This window comes from Gordonia caeni (assembly GCF_039537105.1).
Taxonomy (GTDB): domain Bacteria; phylum Actinomycetota; class Actinomycetes; order Mycobacteriales; family Mycobacteriaceae; genus Gordonia; species Gordonia caeni.
The window spans coordinates 63,306-85,732 of sequence record NZ_BAAAZW010000001.1 but is presented as its reverse complement, the minus strand read 5'-3'; the positions used below and the strand labels follow the sequence as shown (position 1 = coordinate 85,732).

Genomic DNA, 22,427 nt, shown 5'->3' with positions numbered 1-22,427 from the left:
GAAAACGGCAGGTCACAGGACTGATTGCGTGGTGATCGGCCGACCATCCATGATGGAGACGTGCAACTCTCGCGCTCGGCGCCGCTGACCGGAATCCGGGGACCGGCGGCGCTGGCGGTGTGCCTCACGCACGCGGCCTTCTGGACCGGGCACTACACCGACGACTTCGCGGGCCGGTTGTTCTCCCGGTTCGACGTCGGCGTCGCCCTCTTCTTCGTGCTTTCCGGCTTCCTGCTGTTCCGGCCGTGGGTGCGGGGGCTTCGACAGGCTCAGCCGGCGACGAAAGCTCAGCCGGCGACGAGCGCTCAGCCGGCTACGAAAGCTCAGCCGGCGGTGGCGGTGTACCCGTCGCTCGGGCGCTACGCCTGGCACCGCTTTCGGCGCGTGGTGCCGCCGTACTGGATCACCGTGATCGCCGTCTATCTGATCTTCCTGGTCCGCACCGATCCCGGGCAGACCGGACAGGGTTGGGCGAGCTTCCTGCGGAACATGACGTTCACTCAGGTCTACGGCTACGGTCACCTGCACACCGGCCTCACCCAGATGTGGAGCATGGCCGCGGAGGTCGCCTTCTACATCGTGCTTCCGCTGGTGGCATGGCCGATGGCGGCCCTCGTCTGCCGGAACCGCTGGCGCCCGGACCTCCTCCTGCTCTGCCTCGGCGCGCTCGCGCTGATGTCACCGATCTGGACCATCGCCGTTCACGGCGCTCCCGACATCGATCCGACGGCCCGCATGTGGCCGCCGGCCTTCGCGAGCTGGTTCGTCGGCGGCATGGTGATCGCCGTGCTGGCGGAGCTGGGCACGCGCTGGCCGTGGCGGATCTGGGTTCCGGTCGCGGCGGCGGCCTTCCTGATCTCGGCCGGCGACTTCGCCGGCGGGCCCACGATCATCGCCGACGACGCGGGGGCGACGGTGATCAAGCACGTGCTCTACCTGGTGGTCGGGATGGGACTCATCGGGCCGCTGGCGACCGGCCTGACCGAGTCGGAGTCCGGGCCGGACGGGTGGCAGCGGGTGTGCGGCGCGCGCCCGGTGGTCTGGTTCGGCGAGATCTCGTACGAGTTCTTCCTGGTGCACGTGATGGTGCTCGAGTTCGTGATGGGCTGGCTCGGCTACGGCGTCTTCTCCGGGTCGTTCCTGCTCGTCTTCGTGGTGACGGTGGCGGTGAGCACTCCGATCGCCTGGCTGCTGCACCTGCTGTGCGCGACCCCGCAGGCACGCGCCCGCGCACGGCTGTGGCGAAGTTCTCCTCGCGATGAGGCGGGTCTGCGCAGGTAGAATGACGCCATGACTCCCGCGAGCGTTCCGGTGACCACGGCCGACCTGCGGCAGTGGACGCGCGACTCGCGGCTGCCCGGCGATCCGCCGCCGCTGTCCGACGACGCGGCCCTGCTGATCGCCGCCGGCCACACGTCGCCGGGCGGACGGGCGCTGGTGGTCCGCCGGATGTCGGCGGGACTCCCGCTGCCACGGCTCTCCGGGCCGTACGTGGACCTGCGGCGGCTCCAGCACTCCATCGCCCACCTGGAACAGCAGCTCGCGACGGGCTCGATGCCGAACATGGTGGCCACCGTCCTGCGGTCCCGGCTGTCGAGCATGATCCGCAAGCGCGAGGACGCCCGCCGCGTGGTGGTCGGCGGCAAGGGCGTTTTCGCCACCAGCACGCGCGCCATCCGCCGCGAACGGCGCGAGAACCTCTACCTGGAGATCGACGAACGCGAGAAGCTGTTCGTCGGTCTGCTGTACACACCGGTCGCGAACCTCCCGGTCGGAGGCGGAGTGCGCCGGGCCGGTACCGCGGCAGTCGACCGGGTCGCCGGCTTCGTCGGATCGCTCGCCGGGCGCGGCGCCGCCCAGAACGTCGAGGAGTGGATCAACGAGGCGCTCGGCGGGGCGCCGGGCCAGCCGGCGCCGACCGGTCGCGGCGGGTCGACGTTCAGTGACGGCTACGAGACCCTGCAGTTCGTCGCGGGCCACTTCTACGACCGCATCGTGCGCAGTCCCGCGTGGGGGTCGGACTTCTTCGAACTGCAGCGGACCCAGGTGAACCTGCATGCCGAGCTCGCGGAGATCGCCGCAGACGTCGTCGCCCTGCGCGGGCTGCGCGTCGACCTGGATCGCGCCCGCGCCAGCGGCGGGTTCGACGAGGGGTTCGCCGAGCACCTGGAGCAGCGCGAGGCGGCGCTGCGGCCGGTGTGGACCGAACTGCTCGAGCGCGTTCAGGCGCTGGTCGAGATCGCCCAGACCGTGGAGTCGGCCGCCGCGGAACTGCGGATCCTGGACGAGTACGACCGCGCCTCCACCCTGGACGACCGGATCGATCACCTGCTGGCCCGCTCCGGCGACCGCGAGCTGTCCGCCGATCACACCCGCCGACTGTCCGAACAGGTGCGCGCCGGCGAAGAGCAGTTGCGCATCTACCGGGACGTGTTGCAGGGCAACATCGCCCGGATCGCGCCGCAGACGATGCGTGAACTACCTGAGCGCTACGAGCCCTGACCCCGGCCCCAGCGGCGCAGGTATTCCTTCTCGGTGTCGGTGAGGCGGCGCAGCGTGTGCGCCTCGATGTCGACGACGGCCATCTGCGTGCTGGCGACGCAGGCCGGTCGGGAGTCGAGCGGCGCCTGTGCGCCGCGGATCTCGTAGCCGATGGTGAAGTCCACGCTGCGGTTCCCCTTGATCCACATGCCGATGGACAGCGGGCTGTCGTCGTGCCGGAGCTGGGCCTGATAGCGGATCTCGACGTGCACGATCATCGCGCTCTTGATCAGCGGCGCGTACTCCTCGCCGGCGCTCAGCAGCCACTGAATCCGCGCCTCTTCCATCAGCGTGACGATGCGGGCGTGATTGATGTGCCCGAAGGGATCGGAGTCCGACCAGCGCACGGGCACGTGCGCGACGAAGGCGTAAGAGTTCTGCTCATCGGACATGGCGGCAGTGTAACGCCAGGTGGACCGCCGATTCCTTAGAGCACTCTCAGACGCACTTTACGCAACCGCAACGTGAGGCAGGTATCTTTGGCGACCATGACCTCGCTGCGTTTCCGTTCGCTCCTGGCCGCCGTCACCACAGTCGCCCTCGGTGCGGCGGTGCTGTCGGTGGCACCGGCGGAGGCGGCACCCGGTGGAGCGAAGGTGGTCGAGAAGGTTCAGCGCGGACTGCATCGCACCGACCTGAACATCAAGAGCAAGGCGATGGACGGAACCGTCCCGGTCACCGTGCTGTCGCCGGGCGGTTCCGCTCCGCGCGGCACCCTGTACCTGCTCGACGGCGCCGACGCCGGTGAGAAGGTCAGCGACTGGATCACCAAGGGCGGTGCCGCTCAGTTCTTCGCCGGGCGCAACGTGAATGTGGTGCTTCCGGCCGGTGGCGGCGGATCGTTCTACACCAACTGGATGCGCAAGGACGGCGAGCTCGGCAAGCCGCAGTGGGAGACCTTCCTGACCGAAGAGCTGCCCCCGCTGATCGCCGACCAGTTCGGTTCCAACGGGCGCAATGCGGTGATGGGTCTGTCGATGGGCGGCCAGTCGGCCTTCGCCCTCGCCACCCGCCACCCCGATCTGTACAACGGCGTCGCTTCGCTGAGCGGTTGCCCGCCGGTGTCCGAGCCGGCCAACGAGGCCTACGTGCGCACCACCGTCGCCAAGTCCGGCGGAGACGCCAACAACATGTGGGGACCCACCGGCGGCAAGCGTTGGAAGGCGCACGACCCGTCCAAGCGACTGGACACCCTGAAGGGCAAGGCCGTCTACGTGAGCTCGGGATCGGGCGCCATCGGCCCGCTCGACTTCACCATCAAGCGTGATCCGTCCGAAGGACCCGAGGACGCGCAGATCGCTGCCGGTTCGGCACTGGAGGCCGCGGCCTACCGTTGCTCCCTGCAGTTCGCCGCCCAGCTCACCTCGGCCGGTATCAACTACACCCCGGGTTTCCGGCTGATCGGCACCCACAACTGGGTGTACTGGAAGCAGGACCTGGCCGGTGCCTGGAGCACCCTGGCGCCGTCCATCACCTGACCGCTCGCGCTCAGAGCATGCGCGCGGCGGCCCGGCCGGTCTGCCGGCCGGTGAACAGGCAGCCGCCCAGGAAGGTGCCCTCCAGAGCGCGGTAGCCGTGCAGCCCGCCACCGCCGAATCCGGCGGCCTCGCCGACGGCCAGCAGTCCCGGGATCGGGGCACCGTCGTCGCCCAGCACGCGACCGGACAGGTCGGTCTGTAGGCCGCCCAGTGTCTTCCGCGTCAGGATGTTCATCTTGATCGCGATCAGCGGGCCCGCCGCCGGATCCAGGATCGGGTGCATGGGCGCGGTGCGGAACAGGTTGTCGCCCATGTACGCGTGGGAGCGCTTGATCGCCGCGATGCCCGGGTCGGCCGAGTGCGGCTTGCGGGATTCGTCGTCGCGTCGGGCGATCTGCTTCTTCAGGTCCGCGGCGTCGAGCAAGCCGGTGCCGGTCAGCCGGTTCATCTTGGCGGTGAGCTCGGCGACGTTGCGGCCGGTGACGAAGTCGGGGCCGCGGTCGACGAAGGCCTGCACCGGGGCCGGCACCCCCTTGGTGCGGTTCAGCAGATACAGCGGCAGGTTCTTGGCGGTCAGTTCGGGGTTCTGCTCCGACCCCGAGAGCACGAACTCCTTCTCGATGATCTTCTCGTTCAGCACGAACCACGAGTACTCGTGGCCGGACCGCTGAATCAGTTCCAAGGTGCCCAGCGTGTCGAAGCTGGGGATGCCGGGCGTGGGGAAGCGGCGGCCTGCGGCGTCGAACCACATCGACGACGGGGCGGCGAGCACCCGGATGCCATGGCCCGGCCAGATCGACGAGTGGTTGCGGATTCCTTCGGTGTAGTGCCACATGCGGTCGCGGTTCACCAGTCGACCGCCGGCGCGCTCGGTGATGGCGAGCATGCGGCCGTCGACGTGCGCGGGCACCCCGGTCACCATGAACCCCGGGGCGGTGCCGAGTCGGGACGGCCAGTTCTGCCGTACCAGCGACTGGTCGCCGCCGATGCCGCCGGACGCGACGATCACCAGCGGCGCGCGGAACTCGAAGTCGCCCACCGCTTCCCGCGAGCTGGCGCGGCCCCGCGCGATCGAACTGGGTGCCAGCACGGTGCCGCGGACCCCGGTGACGGTGCCGCCGGTGGTGACGATCTCGTCGACGCGCCGCCGGAACGCGAAGCGCACCCGGCCCGCTTTCTGTGCCTCACGGATCCGGCGCTCGAAGGGTTCCACCACGCCGGGGCCGGTACCGAGCGTCATGTGGAAGCGGGGGACGGAGTTGCCGGGTTTACGCGGGTCGCCGTTGCCGCGCTCGGCCCAGCCCACCACGGGCACCCAGAACACGCCCATGCCGGCCAGCCACGAGCGCTTCTCGCCGGCGGCGAACTCCAGGTACCGCTCGGCCCAGCGGCGCGCCCAGTAGTCCTCGCTGCCGCGTCGGGCGGGCTCGCGGTCGAAGCCCGCCGTGGTCATCCAGTCGCGGTGCGCGCGGTCGTGCGAGTCCTGAATGCCCATCAGACGCTGTTCGGGGGAGTCGATGAAGAACAGCCCGCCCAGGCTCCAGTGCGCTTGGCCGCCGAGGTTCTTGCCGGACTCCTGGTCGACGATCAGCACCTTCTTGCCGGCGTCGGCCAGCTCGCACGCGGCCACCAGCCCGGACAGACCGTGGCCGACGACGATGGCATCGGCATGCTGGGACGGCCCAGCGGCGGCCGGTCCGGCCTTCCCGGCGAGCATCGCCGCGGTCAGGGCGGCGGCGCCCCCGGTGATCATCTGGCGGCGGGTGGCCGTCTTCTGCTGGGCGTCCGGCACTGCGGGGCCTTTCGGTCGGTGGTGTCGCGCAGGCGACAGCGGCCGGGCGCGGGCGGTGCGCACAGATTACCGAAGAGTAAGGTCCCGGGGAAGACTTTCAGTACGAAAATGTATCGAACTCCCCGCGGCGATCATCCGTCCTGTTCGGCGGCCGAGAAGTCGCGGATCGCGTGCTCGAACAGCGCCCGTCGGCGTTCCCGGATCTCCGGTTGATCCGGCTCGAGCAGCACCTGCAGAGTGGTGCCGTCGTACACCGCGACGACCGCTTGCATGAACGCCCCCGGGTCGGGGATCGACCGGCCGATCCGGCCGAGCAGGTCCACGGCGATCGGCAGGATCAGATCGCTGATCGCGGCCTCGCGGGAGGCGATGGTCTGACGCAGGTCCGGATGGCGCAGAGCGTGCGCGGTGACCTCGGCGGTGATCGCCCACCAGCGCTCGTCCAGCGGCAGCGCCGCCTCGATCCCTTCGACGATCTCGCGGAGGTCCACCACGTCGTCGGCGGCGAGCCGGTCGAGCGCGGCGCGGAGCTCGTCGATCATCACGGCCGACCGCTCCGCCCACATCTCGAGGAACAGCTCTTCGAGTGAGTCGAAGTTGGAGTAGAAGGCGCCGCGGGTGAAGCCGGCGCGGTCGACCACCGTCTCCACCGTGGCGTGCCCGAAACCGATCTCGGCGAAGATCTCATAGGCGGCGTCGAGCAACCGGCGGCGCGTGTTGCCGCGTCGCCGCTTGGCGGTGGGATCCGGATCCGAGTCGGTGGTCACGAGAGGGGCCGCCCCGTCAGGAGATCCACGAACGGGCGAAAGCGAGAAAGGCGTCGTTCTCCGCGGGGACGGTCACGGTGACCCGCACGCCCTCCCCGGCGAACGGGCGCACCACCACGCCGGATTCGGTGGCCGCAGTGGCGAAGGGGGCGGCGTCGGCGCCCAGTTCCAGCCAGACGAAGTTGGCCTGCGAATCGGCGACCCGGTACCCGAAGCCGCGGAGGGCGGCGGTCACCCGCTCGCGCTCGACGGCCACCGCGTCAGTGCGGGCCAGCAGCTGGTCCTGGGCGCCCAGGGCGGCGATGGCGGCGGCCTGGGCCACGCTGTTCACCGAGAACGGGATGTGCACCTTGCCGAGCGCGGTGATCACCTGCGGGTCGGCGACGGCATAGCCCACACGCAGGCCGGCCAGGCCGTACGCCTTGGAGAAGGTGCGCAGCACCACCAGGTTCGGAAACTCGCGGCGCAGGGCCAGCGCATCGATCCGGTGGGCCTCGTCGGCGCGCACGTACTCCACGTACGCCTCGTCGAACGCGACCAACAGATCGCCGGGAACCGATTCCAGGAAGGTGCGCAGCGCCTGTGCCTCCACCACGGTGCCCGTCGGATTGTTCGGGTTGCAGATGAACACCAGGCGGGTGCGGTCGGTGACGGCGGCAGCCATGGCCTCCAGGTCGTGGACGGCGTCACCGGTCAGCGGCACCTGCACGGGCGTGGCGCCGGCGACCCGGGTGGCCAGCGGGTAGGTCTCGAAACTGCGCCACCCGAACAGGACCTCGTCGCCCGGTCCGCTGGTGATGGTGATCAGGTTCTGGCACAGCGTCACCGAGCCGCAGCCGGCCTGGACCTCGGCGGTGGTGACGCCCAGCTCCTTGGCGAGTTCCTCGGTCAGCGCCACCGCGCCGTTGTCCGGATACCGGTTGATTCCGGCCGCCGCGGCGGCGATCGCCTCGGCCACGGCGGGCAGCGGGGGCTCGGTCACCTCGTTGCTGGCCAGCTTCACGGCACCGGGGAAGGTCTTGCCTGGCACGTAGGCGGGCAGCGAGTCGAGATCGGGGCGGATGCGCAGCGTCACGCCGTCAAATGTAGGCCCTTCACGTGCATCGATCACCCCCGGTTCGGACGATTTGCCTCCGTGAGTGAGCCGTGTGTAACCTTTCACAACGGCGAGCGAGTCCGCGAGGACTTGAGACCAGGAGACGTGCCAGAGCGGCCGAATGGGACTCACTGCTAATGAGTTGTCTCTTGAAAAAGGGACCGGAGGTTCAAATCCTCTCGTCTCCGCTGACCGGGTTCGCCCGGACAACCGAATAGCGTCGGAACGAGTGCACCTAGTACACTCGCTCTGCGTGCCAGCGCCCGTAGCTCAACGGATAGAGCATCTGACTACGGATCAGAAGGTTTGGGGTTCGAATCCCTACGGGCGCACAGAAAACCCCCTCTCACCTGCGAAGGTGAGAGGGGGTTCTGTTGTCCTACCGGCCGGGGGCTGCCGGTGCGGTGTGCTCGGTCCAGACTTCGCCGTCCCAATACCGTTGCAGCTCACTGCCATGTGGGTCGGGATACCAACCTGCCGGAACCGGCGACTGGAAGACTGGAGTCGGTGGCTGATGAGCGCCGAAAGCGGACTCGGCCTTGCCGGGCAGTCGCTTACACGACGCGATGACGAGACCGGTCAGCGCGCCGAACCCGGCGAATACGGCACTGACAAGGACGCCCTGGATCAGTCCGCCGATCAGGCCACCGACAAGGTATGCGGCACCCCCGGCGCGGAACTCAGCGGAGATGAGGACCCGCACGATCACGAGGACTGACAGGAAGGCGCCGACTGCAGCGCCGACGAGCGCCGAGGACTTGACCGTTCGTGCTTTCGGCGACGATCTCTCGAACAAGCTCATGTGTCTCCTTCTTCCCGCCCGGATCCGGTGCCGGCGTCGTCTGGTCCGGAACGGCGCTGCCGGCCGTCGGGATCGGGTGGCGGGAAATACCCTGCACGCACCGCGGCCTGAACAGACTTCTCTTCACTCTGAGATGCTCCCACCAGGTCAGTTCGGTGGGGGCGTTCTCGTGTCCGTGATCGACCGGCACAATGGAGTCTATGACCAGGCCGCCGCAACCTCAGCGCCCAGCGCCGCCGTACCGGCCGCCGGTCGCGCGCGGGCAGACCTATCCGCCGCTCGGCTTCGCCGACGACGGCACTCCGCAGTTCCAGTACCGGCCGCCGAACGCGGCCGCTGAGCTGCCCGCCGATCCGCCGCCTCCGCCCGAGGCGCCCGGGTCGGGCGCACCGGGCCCCGGGCGTCCCGGTCGCGATCCGGTCTGGCGCACGATGGCAGGCATCGCCGCCGTGCTGGTGCTGGTGTTGGTGGTGGCGGGAGCGCTCAAACTGCTCTCCTCCAGCGGCAACGACGACAACCAGTTCGCGCAGCGCTCGGATCTGCCGCCGATCTCTCAGCCCCTCGACGACCCGTACCTCGACGACAACGAAGACCCGGATCCCGGCGACGGCCCCACGCAGCAGCCGACGCCCCCGCCGCGCAGCACGCCGCGCGGTCAGGGACCGTCGCAGGAGACGGTTTACGAGGCGGTCACCGAAGGTCGCGCGACGGTGCTGTTCCTCACCGAGGGGCGGACCCAGGTGACCTCGATCAACGGCGGCACCTGGACGAAGGACGCGGTGACCAACGGCATGGCCCGGCTCACCGTGCTGGTCACCGAGGGGCAGAAGGCGTCGTGCCGGATCACCGTCGACGGCGAGGTGGTGGCCGAGAGGGAACTGGACGCCTCGTCCCCGCTGAGGTTGCTCACCTGTCAGGGCTGACAAGGGTTAACGTAGGGGTGTGTCCTCACGCGAATCGTCCAACGATGTCAAGACCATGCTCACCTGGCGCGGCTCCGATGCCGACCGCCTGGAGCAGGTGCGCCTGAACATCAGCGGTGCGCGCATCCGCGCCTACGGCCGGATCATCAGCGCTGCCACCCCCGACCACGAGGCGTTCTCGGTGTCGTACGAGTTGGTCACCACCGACAGCGGCGTCACCCGGCGCCTGTCGGTGCGCATGGTCAAGGCCAGTGGCGAGAGTCAGCTCGACATCAGCCGCGACATGGACGGCCGCTGGATGGTGCAGAGCCCGGACAGTGTGGTGCACAGCGACTTCGGCGGCGCCGACACCGTGGACCTGTGGCATTCGCCGTTCCTGAAGTCGCTGGTGATCCGCCGGTACGGGCTGCTGGCGGGAGAATCGAGCATCGAGCTTCCGCTGGTGGAGCTGAGCCTGCCCAGCTGCAGCGTCGATCGTCTCGAGAAGTCGTACGTGTTCAACGACGTCGGCTCCGCGGGCGGCTCGGTGGACATGACCTCCGCCCGTGGCTCGTGGAACTTCACCGTCGACGAGAACGGGCTGATCGTCGACTTCCCGGGTGTGGCCACCCGAATCTGATCGTCGGGCGTCAGCCCAGCCAGACGCGCCCCAGGTGGCCCTGGCGGCGCAGCTCGGCCTCCCAGCCGGATGCACCGATCTGCACGTCGTCGATGGGCTGCGGCGCGGCCTGGGCGATCGCCTCGTAACGTTCGCGGGCCCGGTGCCCGTCGGCGACGATCACCTCCACACTGCCGCGGTCGCGCAGCGCGTCGCGCGCCGCGACGAGCCGGTCGATGGTTTCGCTCAGCGTGTTCAGCAGCGCCATCGCATTGCCCTCGAGCATCGCGCGCTGCAGGTCCGGTGCCGTCCCTGCGACTCGGGTGCCGTCCCGGAAGCTGCCTGCCGCCAGCCGCAGCGCCAGGGCGCTCTCCCCGGCGCCCACGGTCGCGGTGACCGCCGCGGTCAGGTGCGGGTTGTGGGAGATGGCTGCGACGGCGCGGTCGTGCGCGTCGATCGCCGCGGGGACCACCATGGCGCCGGCGAGGCGGGCCAGCCGGGCGACGTCCAGCCAGTCCTGCGGGTCGGTGCCGTCGTCGGTGGCGACCATCCACATGGCTCCGGTGAACAAGCCGGGATCGGTTGCCGCCCAGCCCGACTCCGCAGTTCCGGCCATCGGGTGGCCGCCGACGTAGCGCGCGCCGGGGTGGCCGGCGGCGACGATCCGGGAGACCTCCTCCTTCACGCTGACCACGTCGGTCAGCACAGTGCCGGGCGCGTGCTCGGCGACGGCGGCGACCATCGCCGGCAGGGCCGGGACCGGCGTCGCCAGCACGACGAGCGCGTCGTCGCCGGCGGCCCGCTGCAGCACCGCGGCGAGGTCCGAAGAGGCGTCGTAGCCGGCCGCCGTCGCCTCGTTGACCGTCTGCGGCGATCGGTTGTAGCCGTACGCCGGCTGCCCGGCGTCGGCGAGGACCCGGAGCAGGGATCCGCCGATCAGCCCGAGGCCGAGGATGCAGACCGGACGCGCATTGTGGTGGGGCACCTTTTCAGGGTCGCACATCGGCGGCCGCATCGGACTTGGGGGAGTGTGCAAAACCGGCTACCGTGACCAGCATGGTTACCGCCGAGACGCATGCTTCCGATTCCGAAATCGAGGGCTACGCGGTGGCGGTGGTCCGCGAGGACAGCGGCTGGGCGGTCAGCGCCCTCGACGCCAGTGCGCTCGACAGTCTCGAAGACGCCGAATCCCAGTTACTCGAGCTGCGCGCGGCCGGCGCCGTCTTCGGTCTCCTGGACGTCGACGACGAGTTCTTCGTCGTCGTGCGCCCCTCGCCGAGTGGCTCTCAGCTGCTGCTGTCGGATGCGACCGCGGCGATCGATTACGACATCGCCGAAGACGTCCTCGACCGCCTGAACGTGGACGTGCCCGACCTGGATCCCGATGACGTCGACTCCGTCGATCCGTGGGAGGAAGGGGATCTGGCGGTCCTCGCCGATCTGGGGCTGCCGGACGGCGTCATGAGCATCATCGTCGGCGACACCGACCTCTACGCCGACGAGCAGCTCGGGATGATCGCCGCCCGCCTGGGTTTCGCCGACGAGCTGACGCGGGTGCTCGACGACCTCGGACACTGAGGCCGTGGAGTACGACGCCGCCGAAGCGCAGATCCGGGCTGCGATGGACGCCGCGCGCGTCGCGCCCGACGGCGACGTCCCGATCGGCGCGGTGGTCTTCGGGCCGGACGGCCGGGAACTGGCACGGGCGGCCAACCGTCGCGAGGCCGACGGCGACCCGACCGCGCACGCCGAGATCCTCGCCCTGCGCGCCGCCGCCCTCGTACACGGAGACGGCTGGCGGCTTCAGGGCTGCACCCTCGCGGTGACCGTCGAGCCGTGTGCGATGTGCGCCGGCGCGATCGGCCTGGCGCGGATCTCGTCAGTGGTCTTCGGGGCGTGGGAACCCAAGACCGGGGCCGTCGGCTCGCAGTGGGACCTGCTGCGCGACCGCCGGCAGTTGCACCGTCCGGAAGTGCGCGGAGGTGTGCTGGCCGACGAATGTGCGACCTTGGTCTCGGAATTCTTCGCTGGTCGGCGCTCTGTCGGGGACTGACGATAAATTGGGGTGAGCAGCGCTCGTGTGCGCCGCGATCACCGACGAAGGGGAAATGTCATGTCCGATCCGATGGACAAGATCAACGAGATCATCGACACCGCGCGCGAGAAGGTCACCGGTCTGGCCGACTCCGAGCAGGTCAACTCGATCATCGAGACGGCCAAGGGCAAGCTGAACGACCTGGCGGCCAACGAGCAGGTCCAGGGCGCGGTCAACACGGCGCAGGACAAGCTCAGCGAACTGCTCGCCAACGAGCAGGTGCAGGACGCGATCAACACCGCGACCGAGAAGGCCGGCGAGCTCAAGGACAAGCTGAGCGGCCAGTAAACGGTCGCGACCTGGGGATTTCATCCCCGGAGCGGTGCTCGGGTACAGTTTTCCGCGGTGGCGTGTCCGAGCGGCCGAAGGTGCAGCACTCGAAATGCTGTGTACGGTGACCCCGTACCGAGGGTTCAAATCCCTCCGCCACCGCAGAGGCCCCCACCCGCGTACGCGGGTGGGGGCCTTAGCCAATTCCGGGCCTACAGCGGCAGGCCGATGGACCGGCCGGCTTCGATCAGGAAGCCCATCCAGACGTGCTCGGGAGCACCCATCAGGTACTGCGCCAGGGCGTTGGAGAGATGGTTGAACGTTTCCATGGCCGGACTCCTCGCGTCAGGCGGGCATCGATGTGACCTAACTCACTATCGCGAGGTCGCGCGTGTCCGTTACACGAAGAATGCGGCGGCGGTCAGTGCTCGATGGAGAAGCCGGTGCGGCGACGATGCACGGCGCGCGCCAGTTCCACCAGCCGGTCGATCAGGTCGGGGTAGGCGACGCCGGTGGCCTCCCACATCTTCGGGTACATCGACGCCGGGGTGAACCCGGGAATCGTGTTGACCTCGTTCAGCAGCCAGCCACGGCCGTCCGCCTCGTAGAAGAAGTCGACCCGCGCCATCCCGGTGCAGCGGAGCGCGGTGAAGACGCGGGCGGCGAGTTCGCGCGCCTGAGCCGCAGCCTCGTCGGGCAGCTCCGCGGGGATCACCAGTCGGGCGTTGCCGGTGACGTACTTGTCCTCGTAGTCGTAGAAGTCGCTGCCCGGCCGGATCTCGCCGGGGACGGTGGTCTCCGGGGCCGCGTTGCCCAGCACGCCGACCTCGATCTCGCGGCCGACCACCGCCTCTTCGATCACGACGACGTCGTCGTACCGCAGCGCCCCGTCGATCGCCCGGTCGAGTTCCTCGGCGCTGTCGGCGCGGGAGACGCCCACCGATGAGCCCATGTTGGCCGGCTTCACGAAGACCGGCAGGCCGAGTTCGTCGATCGCGCGGGCGGCGGCCGCGCGCGGATCGTCCACGCCCTCGCGGAGAGTGATCCACCGGCACTGCGGGATCCCGGCGCGGGCGGCGATCTCCTTGGCCATGCCCTTGTCCATGCACAGCGCCGACGACAGGACGCCGCAGCCCACATACGGAATCTTGAACAGCTCCAGCATCCCCTGGATGGTGCCGTCCTCGCCGTGCGGGCCGTGCAGCAGAGGCAGGACCACGGTCTCGACCTCGCCGGTCCCGGTGATCACGTCCACCGGGTTCACCACGGGGCCCTGCACGTCCAGACTGTTGCCCAGGTCGTCACCGGCCGCCAGAGCCGCGGCGGCGAACTCGTTCAGATGCCAGGTGCCGTCCTTGGCGATGCCGACCGGAACCAGGGTGTACGCGCTGCGGTCGGCGGCGGTGAGCACGTGGGCCGCGGTCACCCGCGAGACATCGTGCTCGGCGGAGACGCCGCCGTAGAGGACCACCAGCCGCAGGAGGGGAGAACTCATGGATGTCACGATACGTGGCGGCGGGTAGCGTTCAGCGCGTGCACCTTCTCGCAAGTCAGATCGCCGCGGCCACCGGCGGCACGCTCCACGGCCCCGATGTCCAGGTCGATTCCGCCGGTATCGATTCGCGTGCGGCCCGTCCCGGACAGCTGTTCGTCCCGATCGTCGCCGCCCGCGACGGCCACGACTACATCGCCGCCGCCGTGGAAGCCGGTGCCGTCGCCTACCTGACCGACCGGGCACCCGACCCGACCGTCGGCGCGACCGCGATCGAGGTGGCCGACACCGCCTTCGCGCTGGCCGATCTGGGCCGCGAGGCGCGCCGCCGCCTGCCCGACCGCGTGGTCGGCGTGACCGGTTCGGTGGGTAAGACCTCCACCAAGGACCTGCTGGCCGGGGTCCTGGAGACCACGTTCGCCACGGCGGCGAGCGAGAAGTCGTTCAACAACGAGCTGGGACTGCCGCTGACCCTCCTCGGCGCCCCCGACGACACCGAAGCCGTGGTGCTCGAGATGGGTGCCCGCGGCGTCGGGCACATCCAGCTGCTCTGCGAGATCGCCTCGCCCACCGTGGGTGTCCTCACCCGGGTGGAGGGGGTGCACCTGGAGATGTTCGGGACGCTCGAGGACGTCGCCCGGGCCAAGGGTGAACTGGTGGAGTCCCTGCCGCCCGACGGGCTGGCGGTGCTCAACGCCGACCACGCCGTGGTCGCCGCCATGGACACCCGCACCCGGGCGCAGGTGCTCACCTACGGGCTGGCACCGGAAGCACACGTGCGCGCGGAGAACATCGAGCTCGACGACCAGCTGCGCGCGAGCTTCGACCTGCTGACTCCGTGGGGCACCGCCCGCGTGGCGCTCGGCGCCCGCGGCGAACATCAGGTGCCCAACGCGCTCGCGGCGGCCGCAGCCGGTGGGGGACTGGGTGTTCCGGTGGACGCGATCGCGGCGGGATTGGCCGGCGCCCGCCTGTCCGGCCTGCGGATGGAGCTGAGCACCACCGACGGCGGCGTCACCGTGATCAACGACGCGTACAACGCCAACCCGACGTCGATGGCCGCGGCGCTGGACTCGCTCGCACGGCTGCAGGCCCGCCGGCGGTTCGCGGTGCTCGGCACCATGGCCGAGCTCGGTGTGGAGGGGCCGGCCGCGCACCGCGGCGTCGCCGAACGCGCGAACGAACTCGGCATCACCGTGATCGCCGTCGACGAGCGGGCCTACGGCGACGGTGTCACCCACGTCGACGGCGTCGACGGCGCGGTCGAAGCCCTGGGTGAACTCGCCGAGGGCGACGCGGTCCTGGTCAAGGGCAGCCGGGTGGCCGCCCTCGAGCGGGTCGCCCAGGCGCTGAGCTGACCGACCGGGGGCTGTGCCCCTAGGTGACGGTGAAGGCGAAGATCTGGTTGTTGCGGGTGCAGCGGGACAGTTCGCCGGGAACTTCCGACGGGCTGCAGCTCCAGCCGGACACCGTCTGCGGCTGACCGGTGGCGATCAGCGGGCTGTACTCCTTGGCGATCGACATGGCCGTCTCGCAGGTGACGTCCCCGGAGATCAGGCGCACGTGCAGCGCGCCGTCGGGACCGCCGGTGACGCCGCACTCGTCGTCGTCCTTGGCGGTGGAACTGGTGTCGTCGCCGGAGTCGGGGGCGGTGCTGGCCGGGCTCGGCCCGCCGATCACCGGGACGCTCCGGTCCGAGGGCGGGGTGGCCCCGGCGGAGGTGGCGTCCGGGGCTTCCTGCGCATCGCCGCAGGCAGTGGCGGTGAGCCCCACCAGACAGGCGAAGAGGGCGGCGGCGACGAGCTTGGTCGGTCGAATCGGCTTGGTCGAGCTTGTCGAGGTCATGGGTGTCACGCTATGGGAGAATCGCGCGAGTGACCACCACTGATTTCGTCGCGCGCACCTCTCTGCCCGGGACCGCGGGCCGGACCGGCACCATCACCACCCCGCACGGCGAGATCGCGACGCCCGCATTCGTCCCGGTCGGGACCAAAGCGACGGTGAAGACCGTGCTGCCCGAATCGGTGGCGGCACTGGGCGCGCAAGCCGTGCTCGCCAACGCCTACCACCTGTACCTGCAGCCCGGCCCGGAGATCATCGATGCCGCCGGCGGCCTGGGGGCGTTCATGAACTGGCCCGGCCCCACCTACACCGACAGCGGCGGCTTCCAGGTGATGAGCCTGGGCGTGGGATTCAAAAAGGTCATCTCCATGGACGTCGAGGGAGCCCAGGACGATTCCGCGATCGCCCCCGGTAAGGAACGTCTGGCCAACGTCGATGACGACGGCGTGACCTTCAAATCGCACCTGGACGGCTCACGGCACCGGTTCACCCCCGAGGTGTCCATGCAGATCCAGCATCAGCTCGGCGCGGACATCATCTTCGCCTTCGACGAGCTGACCACGCTGATGAACACCCGTGGCTACCAAGAGGAGTCGCTGGAGCGCACCCGGCAGTGGGCCATCCGGTGCCTCGCCGAACACAATCGGCTCTCGGCCGAGCGATCGCACCGGCCGCAGCAGGCGTTGTGGGGCGTGGTGCAGGGGGCGCAGTACGAGGACCTGCGCCGCAAAGCGACGCGAGATCTGGTGGAGCTCAGCCGGATCGACCGGGAGAACGGGGGCAAGGGATTCGGTGGCTACGGCATCGGCGGCGCCCTGGAGAAGGCCAACCTGGGGACCATCGTCGGCTGGGTGACCGACGAGCTCCCCGACGACGCCCCGCGGCATCTCCTCGGAATCAGCGAACCCGACGACATCTTCACCGCGATCGAGAACGGTGCCGACACCTTCGACTGCGTCTCGCCCACGCGGGTGGCCCGCAACGGCGCCATCTACTCGTTCGACGGCCGCTACAACATCACCAATGCCAAGTACCGCAACGACTTCGGGCCCCTCGACGCCGAGCTGGACAACTACTCGACGCAGTACACCCGCGCCTATCTGCACCACCTGTTCCGGGCCAAGGAAGGTCTCGCCGCCACGCTGGCGACGCTGCACAATCTGTCGTTCACCGTGACCCTGGTCGACCGGGCTCGTCGCGCCATCGAAGAGGGCGACTATTTCGAGTACCGGAACGCGTTCATGGCCCGCTACTACGCCGGCGCCAAGTGAATCGTGTCGAACTACGATCGCCTGGCGGTTCTAGTTCGACACTCTCGCCGCCGGCGGCCCGATCACTCCGGTGCGACGAAGATCCACGGCCCGCGGGGTAGGGCTGCGGGCTCGAAACGGTCGAGCAGGACCGCGGTGGACACCGTCTCGCCGGGCACGGCCAGATCCAGCGACTCGGCGATCATGCTCAGCACCGCACCCGCGTCGACACCCCGCTGAGCCAGTTGTTCCAGGGTGATCGCGCCGTCGCGTTTGGAGAGGCGAATCGGCCCGCCCCCCGAGACCTTCGACCCGCCCCCCGAGCCCTTCGACCCGCCCCCCGAGCCCTTCGACCCGCCCCCTGAGCCCGTCGAAGGGCTCAGCACCATCGGGACGTGCGCGTACTCGGGAACCGGGTATCCGAGACGAGTGGCCAGATACGCCTGACGCGGCGACGACGACAGCAGATCGTCGCCGCGGACCACCTGGTCGATGCCGGAAACGGCGTCGTCGACCACCACGGCGAGGTTGTAGGCGGGGGTGCCGTCGCCGCGCAGCAGCACGAAGTCGTCGACGTCACCGGTGTATTCGCCGTGCAGAACGTCGTGCACGGCGAACGACGACGCCGCGGCGCGCAACCGGATCGCGGCGGGCCGCTCTCGTCGTCGTTCGGTCCGCTGAGCCGCGGTGAGATCGCGGCAGGTGCCCGGATAGGCGCCCGGCGGGGCGTGCGGGGCGCTCGGCGCCTCCTGGATCTCCCGCCGCGTGCAGAAGCACTCGAAGGTCTCGCCTGCGGCGACGAGGTCGTCGACGACGGCGGCATAGGCAGGCAGGCGGGTCGATTGGTGGACGACGGGTTCGGACCAATCCAGGCCGAGCGCCGCGAGATCGGCGAGTTGTCGTTCGGCCGAGCCGGGCCGGACGCGGTCCAGATCTTCCATCCGGATCAGATAGTCGCGGCCGGTGCGCCGGGCGAAGAGCCAGGCGAGGACCGCGGTGCGCAGGTTGCCGATGTGCAGGTCGCCCGACGGCGACGGGGCGAACCGGCCGGCGCTCATCGGGGGCCGGCGTGCAGGGCCCCGAGGAGCCCGGACACGGCTTCGGGCGCGGGCTGGTAAGCAGGGAAGTAGCAGCAGACCTCGTCGGCGTGTGCGCCGAACCGCCGGACGATCTCCGCGGCGCATTCGGTGGGAGAACCGACGACACCGATCCGCTCGACCATCTCGTCGGTGATCAGTGCACGCATCGCGACGAAGTCACCGTTCTTGGACAAGCGGTTCAGCTCGGGGTGGACCTCGCCCCAGCCTTCGGCGTCGAGCACCGGGCGGTACGCCGGCGTCGACCCGTAGAAGGCGATGAGGAAGGCGACGCCGTCGACGGCCGCGCGCAGCTCCTGATCGTCGCGCCCGACCGCCACCATCGCCTGCGGGATGATCGGGAACTCCGCCGCGGTGCGGCCCGATCGCCGCAGCCCTTCGGCGACGGCGGGCAGGGTGCGGTCGGTGAAATGCCGGACGGTGTTGAACGGCATCACGAGCAGCCCGTCGGCGACCTCGGCGGCGGTCCGCGTCATGATCGGCCCGAGGGCACCCATCAGCACCGGCGGCGGCCCGAACGGATTGGGGCCGGGACTGAAGTTCGGCGGCATCAGCGTGTGGGTGTGGAACTGCCCGCGGAACGCCAGCGGCTGCCTCCCCTCCCACGCCGCGAAGACGGCCTGCACGGCCCGGACGGTCTCGCCGAGGAACTCGGCCGGCGGATGCCACGTTGCGCCGTACCGCTTCTCGATGTGAGCTTTGATCTGGGTGCCCAGACCGAGCCGGAAGCGCCCCTCGCTGTAGGCCTGCAGGTCGTAGGCCGCGTGCGCGAGGTGAATCGGGCTGCGTGGACCGGCGATCGCGACATTGGTCATCAGCTCCAGCGACGTGGAGCCGGCCGCCGAGACGAGGGGCAGAAAGACGTCGTGCGGCCCTTCGAACGTGAACGCACCGTCGGCGCCGAGAGCGGCGAGCTCGCCCGCGTGATCGGCCGCCCGGGGCAGCGAACCGTCGAGTTGCAGATGGACCTTCATCGAGGTGCAGAGTATCGGAATCCGCCTGGCGCCGACGGCCCTCTCCCGGCCCGCCTGCCGAGTAGCGTGGACGCATGGACCTGCCGGTGACCCCTCCCGTCCAGCCGATGCTCGCGAAAGCGGTGACCGCGGTGCCCGCGCAGCCGGACGGTGAACCGGAGTGGTCGTACGAGCCGAAGTGGGACGGATTCCGGGCGATCGTCTTCCGCGACGGCGACGATGTCGAGATCGTCTCGCGCGGCGGCAAAGACCTCGCCCGCTACTTCCCGGAGATCGTCGAGGCCGCGCGTACGGAACTCCCGGACAAGGCCGTGGTCGACGGCGAGGTCTGCGTTCCCCGCGAGATCGGCGGTGTGCAGCGCCTCGACTGGGACTCGCTGTCCCAGCGCATCCACCCCGCCGCCTCCCGGATCGCCAAGCTGGCCGAGGAGACCCCCGCGGCCTTCATCGGCTTCGACGCGCTCGCACTGGGCGACCGGGACCTGACCGGCGAGCCCTTCTCCGTCCGCCGCGCAGCCCTGCTCGAGGCGATCCCCGTCGGCAGCCCGGGGGCACGGCTGCTGATCAGCCGGGTCACGCACGACGCTCAGCAGGCCCAGGACTGGTTCACCGCATTCGAGGGCGCCGGCCTCGACGGCGTCGTCGCCAAGCGGCTCGCCGGAGCCTATGTCCCGGGCAAGCGGGAGATGCTGAAGATCAAGCACAAGCGCACCGCCGACTGCGTGGTCCTCGGATACCGCGTGCACAAGAGCGGGACCGGGCTCGGTTCGATGCTCCTCGGCCTGTACGGCGACGACGGCGAGGTTCGCATGGTCGGCGGATCGAGCGCCTTCTCCGACACCAGACGTGTTGAGCTGCAACAGCAGTTCGAACAGTTGCGGCTCGGTCCCGATCAGGTCGCGCCGGGCGAGGTGAATCGCTGGCGGTCGTCGGCGACGGGGGAGTGGATCCCGATCCGCCGGGAACTGGTGGCCGAAGTGGCCTACGACCAGATGGAGAACCAGCGTTTCCGGCACACGGTGAAGTTCCTGCGCTGGCGGCCGGACCGGGACCCGGAGTCGTGCACCTACGACCAGCTGGAAGTCCCGCTCACCTACGACGTCTACGACGTCCTGGAAGGAACCTGAGATGGCCAAACCGCCCCCGGAGATGCTCGACGTCGACGGCGTCGAGGTGAAGCTGAGCAACCCCGACAAGATCTACTTCCCCGAACTCGGTGAGAACGGGGGACGCAAGCGCGACCTGGTCGAGTACTACCGCGCGGTGGCGCTGCAGGGGGCGCTGATGGAATCGATCGGCGACCGCCCGACCTACCTGCAGCGATTCCCGGACGGCGTCGACGGCGAGCAGATCTATCAGAAGCACCTGACCAAATATCACCCCGAGCACGTGCAGTCCACGCGCGTGGTGTTCCCGTCCAAGCGGACCGGAAACGCGTTCTGTCCGCACATCCCGGCCGACGCGGTGTGGGCAGCCAATCTGGGTACGGTCACCTTCCACACCTGGCCCACCCTGGCGCCGGACAACGATCATCCGGATCAACTGCGGCTGGATCTGGATCCGTTCGGGGACACCGACTTCGACGATGCGCGGCGAGTCGCCCTCGATCTACTGCATCCGCTCCTGGACGAGCTCGGTCTGACCGGCTATCCGAAGACCTCGGGCAGCCGCGGCATCCACGTCTACCTGCCGATCGAACCGCAGTGGGACTTCATCGCCACCCGCCGCGCGGTGATCGCGCTGACCCGGGAGCTGGAACGTCGTGCGCCCGAACAGGTCACGAGTTCGTGGTGGAAAGAGGAGCGCGGCGATCGGATCTTCATCGACTTCAACCAGAACGCCCGCGACCGCAGCATGGCCTCGGCGTACTCGGTGCGCAAGAGCCCCAACGCCCGCGTCTCCATGCCGCTCACCTGGGACGAACTCGACACCGCCCGGCCCGACGATTTCACGATGGCCACGGTGCCCGGTCTGCTCGCCGAGCGCGGCGACCCGTGGGCCGGCATGGAGACGCATCGCAGCGGGATCGAGGCGCTGCTGGAGATGGTGCAGCGTGACGACGAGGCCGGTCTCGGCGACATGCCGTACCCGCCGAGCTACCCGAAGATGCCGGGAGAGCCGCCCCGCGTGCAGCCCAGCAAGAAGGTGGCCGAGCACTGGGACGAAGAGGGCAACCGGATCGACTGAACCGGCCTAAGGTGCTGCCGCACCGGCGAATTCGTTGGCCCTGGCCGTCAGGAGGCTGCGCGGCGGAAGGCCGGTGAACGCGGTGAACTCCCGCGTGAGGTGCGCTTGATCGGAGTATCCGCAGGCGGTGGCGATCTCGGCGATCGGCTCACCGGCGTCCAGGCGGCGGCGCGCATGGTCGAACCGGAACAGTCGTGCAGCCTGTTTCGGACCCACCCCGTACTCGGCGGTGAACAGCGCGGTCAGCTTGCGGGCCGACCATCCCGACAGCTCGACCAGCCGGGAGACGGTGAGCCGCCCGCGAGCCGCGCCGAGCAACTGCCACGCCCGCTGCGCATCGGGGTCGGCGGGCGGCGTGCCGGCCGCACCCAGGCGCTCGTCGATCACCCGTGCGCACACGTCGCCGCGGCGGTCCGGCGCCACGGCACCGAGTTCGTCGTACAACCGGCGCGCCAGCCGCGGGGCCATGTCGGCCAGCTCGAAGTTCTGCGCGCAGACGTCCCCCGGTCGCACGCCGAAGAGCGCGCGGACCGCGCCGGGCGACAGGGAGAGGAACACGCCGACCTGGGTGCCGTCGTGATGGACCGTCACCGGCGCCAGGTGCATCCCTCCGACAGAGACCCGGAACGTTCGCGGCTCGCTCTCGCGGGTGCTCAGAACCAGACCGGTCCCGAGGTCGATCACCAGGGTCGTCGTGGGCGACGGCAGCCCCAGGTGGGTGCCCGGGGTCGCGCCGAGGATGCGGTACGGCGTGATCGTCGTACCGTTCAGCCGGCGTACGTCCCGAAGCTCCATGTGTTCCCCTCCGGATCGGCCACGGAGAACCCTCGGGATCCATAGTCCTCGTCGCGGAGCTCACGCACCAGAGGGGCGCCGAGTTCGACGGCCAGGCGGTGGACAGCGTCCGGATCGGTGACGACCACGTAGACGTTCCCCACCCCGGTCGCCGACGGCTTGCCGGGCGCCGCCGAGTGGATCATGACGCGCCCGCCCTCGGGCCAGCGCATCTCCGAGTGGTGGACCTCCCCGTCGCCGTCGCCTTCGACGAGGATCCCCGGCACGAAGCCGAGGCGGGTGAGCCAGTCGCGCTGCGCGAGCGCATCCCGGTAGGCGAGGCCGGGCCAGACGTTGTGATCGAGTGCTGTGTCGGTGTTCGTGTTCATGTCTCGAGTCTGCGCCGCCCCGGTGGCGGACGTATTGAACTTTTCGGCACCGCAGCGGAG

At 69.7% G+C, this 22,427-nt stretch carries 24 protein-coding genes and 3 tRNA genes; 15 read left to right on the top strand and 12 right to left on the bottom strand.

The genetic code is table 11. The features are described from left to right. Window positions 1-60 precede the first annotated feature (60 nt). On the top strand, window positions 61-1,281 hold the full coding sequence (locus tag ABD732_RS00435; RefSeq protein WP_344779453.1) for an acyltransferase family protein: 1,221 nt from the start codon (window positions 61-63) through the stop codon (window positions 1,279-1,281). Window positions 1,282-1,290: 9 nt separating this feature from the next. Further along, window positions 1,291-2,502, top strand: a complete 1,212-nt coding sequence (locus tag ABD732_RS00430; protein WP_344779451.1) for an AAA family ATPase — start codon at window positions 1,291-1,293, stop codon at window positions 2,500-2,502. Here ABD732_RS00430 and ABD732_RS00425 read toward each other — a convergent pair. Beyond that, window positions 2,490-2,933, bottom strand: coding sequence for an acyl-CoA thioesterase (locus ABD732_RS00425; RefSeq protein ID WP_344779449.1), 444 nt, complete (start codon window positions 2,931-2,933; stop codon window positions 2,490-2,492). The two genes, ABD732_RS00430 and ABD732_RS00425, sit on opposite strands and share 13 nt — an antisense overlap. Before the next feature lie 96 nt (window positions 2,934-3,029). Between ABD732_RS00425 and ABD732_RS00420 the strand changes: the two genes are divergently transcribed. Further along, the gene (locus ABD732_RS00420; RefSeq protein WP_344779447.1) at window positions 3,030-4,019 is read left to right on the top strand and encodes an alpha/beta hydrolase; all 990 of its coding nucleotides are present in this window, start codon (window positions 3,030-3,032) and stop codon (window positions 4,017-4,019) included. Window positions 4,020-4,029: 10 nt separating this feature from the next. Here ABD732_RS00420 and ABD732_RS00415 read toward each other — a convergent pair whose 3' ends face one another. The 3 genes from ABD732_RS00415 to hisC form a co-directional block, all read right to left on the bottom strand. Next, on the bottom strand, window positions 4,030-5,736 hold the full coding sequence (locus ABD732_RS00415; protein ID WP_344780322.1) for an FAD-binding dehydrogenase: 1,707 nt from the start codon (window positions 5,734-5,736) through the stop codon (window positions 4,030-4,032). A gap of 206 nt (window positions 5,737-5,942) precedes the next feature. After that, window positions 5,943-6,578, bottom strand: coding sequence for a TetR/AcrR family transcriptional regulator (locus ABD732_RS00410; RefSeq protein ID WP_344779445.1), 636 nt, complete (start codon window positions 6,576-6,578; stop codon window positions 5,943-5,945). A gap of 16 nt (window positions 6,579-6,594) precedes the next feature. Then, the gene (gene hisC, locus ABD732_RS00405) at window positions 6,595-7,653 is read right to left on the bottom strand and encodes a histidinol-phosphate transaminase (RefSeq protein WP_344779443.1); all 1,059 of its coding nucleotides are present in this window, start codon (window positions 7,651-7,653) and stop codon (window positions 6,595-6,597) included. 120 nt (window positions 7,654-7,773) lie between these two features. Between hisC and ABD732_RS00400 the strand changes: the two genes are divergently transcribed. After that, window positions 7,774-7,862: transfer RNA gene (locus ABD732_RS00400), tRNA-Ser, on the top strand. 71 nt (window positions 7,863-7,933) lie between these two features. Then, window positions 7,934-8,006 (top strand) — tRNA-Arg (locus ABD732_RS00395). A 47-nt stretch (window positions 8,007-8,053) separates the two neighbouring features. On the opposite strand, the gene ABD732_RS00390 is transcribed toward ABD732_RS00395, so the two are convergent. Further along, window positions 8,054-8,476 carry a DUF2510 domain-containing protein gene (locus tag ABD732_RS00390; RefSeq protein WP_344779441.1) on the bottom strand — a complete coding sequence of 141 codons (423 nt, stop codon included), beginning with the start codon at window positions 8,474-8,476 and terminating at the stop codon, window positions 8,054-8,056. A gap of 200 nt (window positions 8,477-8,676) precedes the next feature. On the opposite strand from ABD732_RS00390, the gene ABD732_RS00385 reads away from it, so the two are divergent. After that, complete coding sequence (locus ABD732_RS00385) at window positions 8,677-9,399, top strand: hypothetical protein (protein WP_344779439.1); 723 nt, start codon at window positions 8,677-8,679, stop codon at window positions 9,397-9,399. Window positions 9,400-9,418: 19 nt separating this feature from the next. Then, the gene (locus ABD732_RS00380; RefSeq protein ID WP_344779437.1) at window positions 9,419-10,018 is read left to right on the top strand and encodes a putative glycolipid-binding domain-containing protein; all 600 of its coding nucleotides are present in this window, start codon (window positions 9,419-9,421) and stop codon (window positions 10,016-10,018) included. 10 nt (window positions 10,019-10,028) lie between these two features. On the opposite strand, the gene ABD732_RS00375 is transcribed toward ABD732_RS00380, so the two are convergent. Beyond that, entirely contained in the window at window positions 10,029-11,000 is a 972-nt protein-coding gene (locus ABD732_RS00375) for a prephenate dehydrogenase (RefSeq protein ID WP_344779435.1), read from the bottom strand. A gap of 53 nt (window positions 11,001-11,053) precedes the next feature. Between ABD732_RS00375 and ABD732_RS00370 the strand changes: the two genes are divergently transcribed. From ABD732_RS00370 to ABD732_RS00355, 4 genes are all read left to right on the top strand, one after another. Next, window positions 11,054-11,575: a tRNA adenosine deaminase-associated protein gene (locus ABD732_RS00370; protein WP_344779433.1), complete on the top strand. Its 522-nt coding sequence runs from the start codon at window positions 11,054-11,056 to the stop codon at window positions 11,573-11,575. 4 nt (window positions 11,576-11,579) lie between these two features. Further along, window positions 11,580-12,050 carry a nucleoside deaminase gene (locus ABD732_RS00365; RefSeq protein ID WP_344779431.1) on the top strand — a complete coding sequence of 157 codons (471 nt, stop codon included), beginning with the start codon at window positions 11,580-11,582 and terminating at the stop codon, window positions 12,048-12,050. Window positions 12,051-12,110: 60 nt separating this feature from the next. Further along, window positions 12,111-12,380, top strand: a complete 270-nt coding sequence (locus tag ABD732_RS00360; RefSeq protein WP_344779429.1) for a hypothetical protein — start codon at window positions 12,111-12,113, stop codon at window positions 12,378-12,380. 56 nt (window positions 12,381-12,436) lie between these two features. Next, window positions 12,437-12,524 (top strand) — tRNA-Ser (locus tag ABD732_RS00355). Between the two features lie 259 nt (window positions 12,525-12,783). Here the strand turns inward: ABD732_RS00355 and ABD732_RS00350 are convergent. Further along, window positions 12,784-13,857 carry a D-alanine--D-alanine ligase family protein gene (locus ABD732_RS00350; RefSeq protein WP_344779427.1) on the bottom strand — a complete coding sequence of 358 codons (1,074 nt, stop codon included), beginning with the start codon at window positions 13,855-13,857 and terminating at the stop codon, window positions 12,784-12,786. Window positions 13,858-13,895: 38 nt separating this feature from the next. Between ABD732_RS00350 and ABD732_RS00345 the strand changes: the two genes are divergently transcribed. Then, window positions 13,896-15,212, top strand: coding sequence for a UDP-N-acetylmuramoyl-tripeptide--D-alanyl-D-alanine ligase (locus ABD732_RS00345; RefSeq protein WP_344779425.1), 1,317 nt, complete (start codon window positions 13,896-13,898; stop codon window positions 15,210-15,212). 19 nt (window positions 15,213-15,231) lie between these two features. On the opposite strand, the gene ABD732_RS00340 is transcribed toward ABD732_RS00345, so the two are convergent. Next, complete coding sequence (locus tag ABD732_RS00340) at window positions 15,232-15,699, bottom strand: hypothetical protein (RefSeq protein WP_344779423.1); 468 nt, start codon at window positions 15,697-15,699, stop codon at window positions 15,232-15,234. A gap of 29 nt (window positions 15,700-15,728) precedes the next feature. Between ABD732_RS00340 and tgt the strand changes: the two genes are divergently transcribed. Then, complete coding sequence (gene tgt / locus ABD732_RS00335) at window positions 15,729-16,967, top strand: tRNA guanosine(34) transglycosylase Tgt (protein WP_344779421.1); 1,239 nt, start codon at window positions 15,729-15,731, stop codon at window positions 16,965-16,967. A 62-nt stretch (window positions 16,968-17,029) separates the two neighbouring features. Here tgt and gluQRS read toward each other — a convergent pair whose 3' ends face one another. Then, a complete protein-coding gene (gene gluQRS, locus ABD732_RS00330) occupies window positions 17,030-18,004 on the bottom strand; it encodes a tRNA glutamyl-Q(34) synthetase GluQRS (RefSeq protein ID WP_344779419.1) in 975 nt (324 codons plus the stop codon). Continuing rightward, a complete protein-coding gene (locus tag ABD732_RS00325; RefSeq protein ID WP_344779417.1) occupies window positions 18,001-19,017 on the bottom strand; it encodes a TIGR03617 family F420-dependent LLM class oxidoreductase in 1,017 nt (338 codons plus the stop codon). The genes gluQRS and ABD732_RS00325 overlap by 4 nt, the downstream gene beginning before the upstream one ends. A gap of 74 nt (window positions 19,018-19,091) precedes the next feature. Between ABD732_RS00325 and ABD732_RS00320 the strand changes: the two genes are divergently transcribed. Beyond that, entirely contained in the window at window positions 19,092-20,144 is a 1,053-nt protein-coding gene (locus ABD732_RS00320; protein WP_344779415.1) for an ATP-dependent DNA ligase, read from the top strand. 1 nt (window position 20,145) lies between these two features. After that, complete coding sequence (locus ABD732_RS00315) at window positions 20,146-21,204, top strand: DNA polymerase domain-containing protein (RefSeq protein WP_344779413.1); 1,059 nt, start codon at window positions 20,146-20,148, stop codon at window positions 21,202-21,204. Window positions 21,205-21,210: 6 nt separating this feature from the next. Here ABD732_RS00315 and ABD732_RS00310 read toward each other — a convergent pair whose 3' ends face one another. Together ABD732_RS00310 and ABD732_RS00305 are read right to left on the bottom strand one after the other, a co-directional pair. Continuing rightward, on the bottom strand, window positions 21,211-21,999 hold the full coding sequence (locus tag ABD732_RS00310; RefSeq protein WP_344779411.1) for a helix-turn-helix domain-containing protein: 789 nt from the start codon (window positions 21,997-21,999) through the stop codon (window positions 21,211-21,213). Then, the gene (locus ABD732_RS00305) at window positions 21,972-22,367 is read right to left on the bottom strand and encodes a VOC family protein (protein WP_344779409.1); all 396 of its coding nucleotides are present in this window, start codon (window positions 22,365-22,367) and stop codon (window positions 21,972-21,974) included. The genes ABD732_RS00310 and ABD732_RS00305 overlap by 28 nt, the downstream gene beginning before the upstream one ends. Between the last annotated feature and the right edge of the window lie 60 nt (window positions 22,368-22,427).

Bases quoted from the DNA above. Each gene is read 5' to 3' on its own strand.
- ABD732_RS00430 (WP_344779451.1), top strand. From the start codon at position 1,291: ATGACTCCCGCGAGCGTTCCGGTGACCACGGCCGACCTGCGGCAGTGG.
- ABD732_RS00425 (WP_344779449.1), bottom strand. From the start codon at position 2,933: ATGTCCGATGAGCAGAACTCTTACGCCTTCGTCGCGCACGTGCCCGTG.
- ABD732_RS00420 (WP_344779447.1), top strand. From the start codon at position 3,030: ATGACCTCGCTGCGTTTCCGTTCGCTCCTGGCCGCCGTCACCACAGTC.
- ABD732_RS00415 (WP_344780322.1), bottom strand. From the start codon at position 5,736: ATGCTCGCCGGGAAGGCCGGACCGGCCGCCGCTGGGCCGTCCCAGCAT.
- ABD732_RS00390 (WP_344779441.1), bottom strand. From the start codon at position 8,476: ATGAGCTTGTTCGAGAGATCGTCGCCGAAAGCACGAACGGTCAAGTCC.
- ABD732_RS00385 (WP_344779439.1), top strand. From the start codon at position 8,677: ATGACCAGGCCGCCGCAACCTCAGCGCCCAGCGCCGCCGTACCGGCCG.
- ABD732_RS00375 (WP_344779435.1), bottom strand. From the start codon at position 11,000: ATGTGCGACCCTGAAAAGGTGCCCCACCACAATGCGCGTCCGGTCTGC.
- ABD732_RS00370 (WP_344779433.1), top strand. From the start codon at position 11,054: ATGGTTACCGCCGAGACGCATGCTTCCGATTCCGAAATCGAGGGCTAC.
- ABD732_RS00360 (WP_344779429.1), top strand. From the start codon at position 12,111: ATGTCCGATCCGATGGACAAGATCAACGAGATCATCGACACCGCGCGC.
- ABD732_RS00350 (WP_344779427.1), bottom strand. From the start codon at position 13,857: ATGAGTTCTCCCCTCCTGCGGCTGGTGGTCCTCTACGGCGGCGTCTCC.
- ABD732_RS00340 (WP_344779423.1), bottom strand. From the start codon at position 15,699: ATGACCTCGACAAGCTCGACCAAGCCGATTCGACCGACCAAGCTCGTC.
- gluQRS (WP_344779419.1), bottom strand. From the start codon at position 18,004: ATGAGCGCCGGCCGGTTCGCCCCGTCGCCGTCGGGCGACCTGCACATC.
- ABD732_RS00325 (WP_344779417.1), bottom strand. From the start codon at position 19,017: ATGAAGGTCCATCTGCAACTCGACGGTTCGCTGCCCCGGGCGGCCGAT.
- ABD732_RS00320 (WP_344779415.1), top strand. From the start codon at position 19,092: ATGGACCTGCCGGTGACCCCTCCCGTCCAGCCGATGCTCGCGAAAGCG.
- ABD732_RS00315 (WP_344779413.1), top strand. From the start codon at position 20,146: ATGGCCAAACCGCCCCCGGAGATGCTCGACGTCGACGGCGTCGAGGTG.
- ABD732_RS00310 (WP_344779411.1), bottom strand. From the start codon at position 21,999: ATGGAGCTTCGGGACGTACGCCGGCTGAACGGTACGACGATCACGCCG.
- ABD732_RS00305 (WP_344779409.1), bottom strand. From the start codon at position 22,367: ATGAACACGAACACCGACACAGCACTCGATCACAACGTCTGGCCCGGC.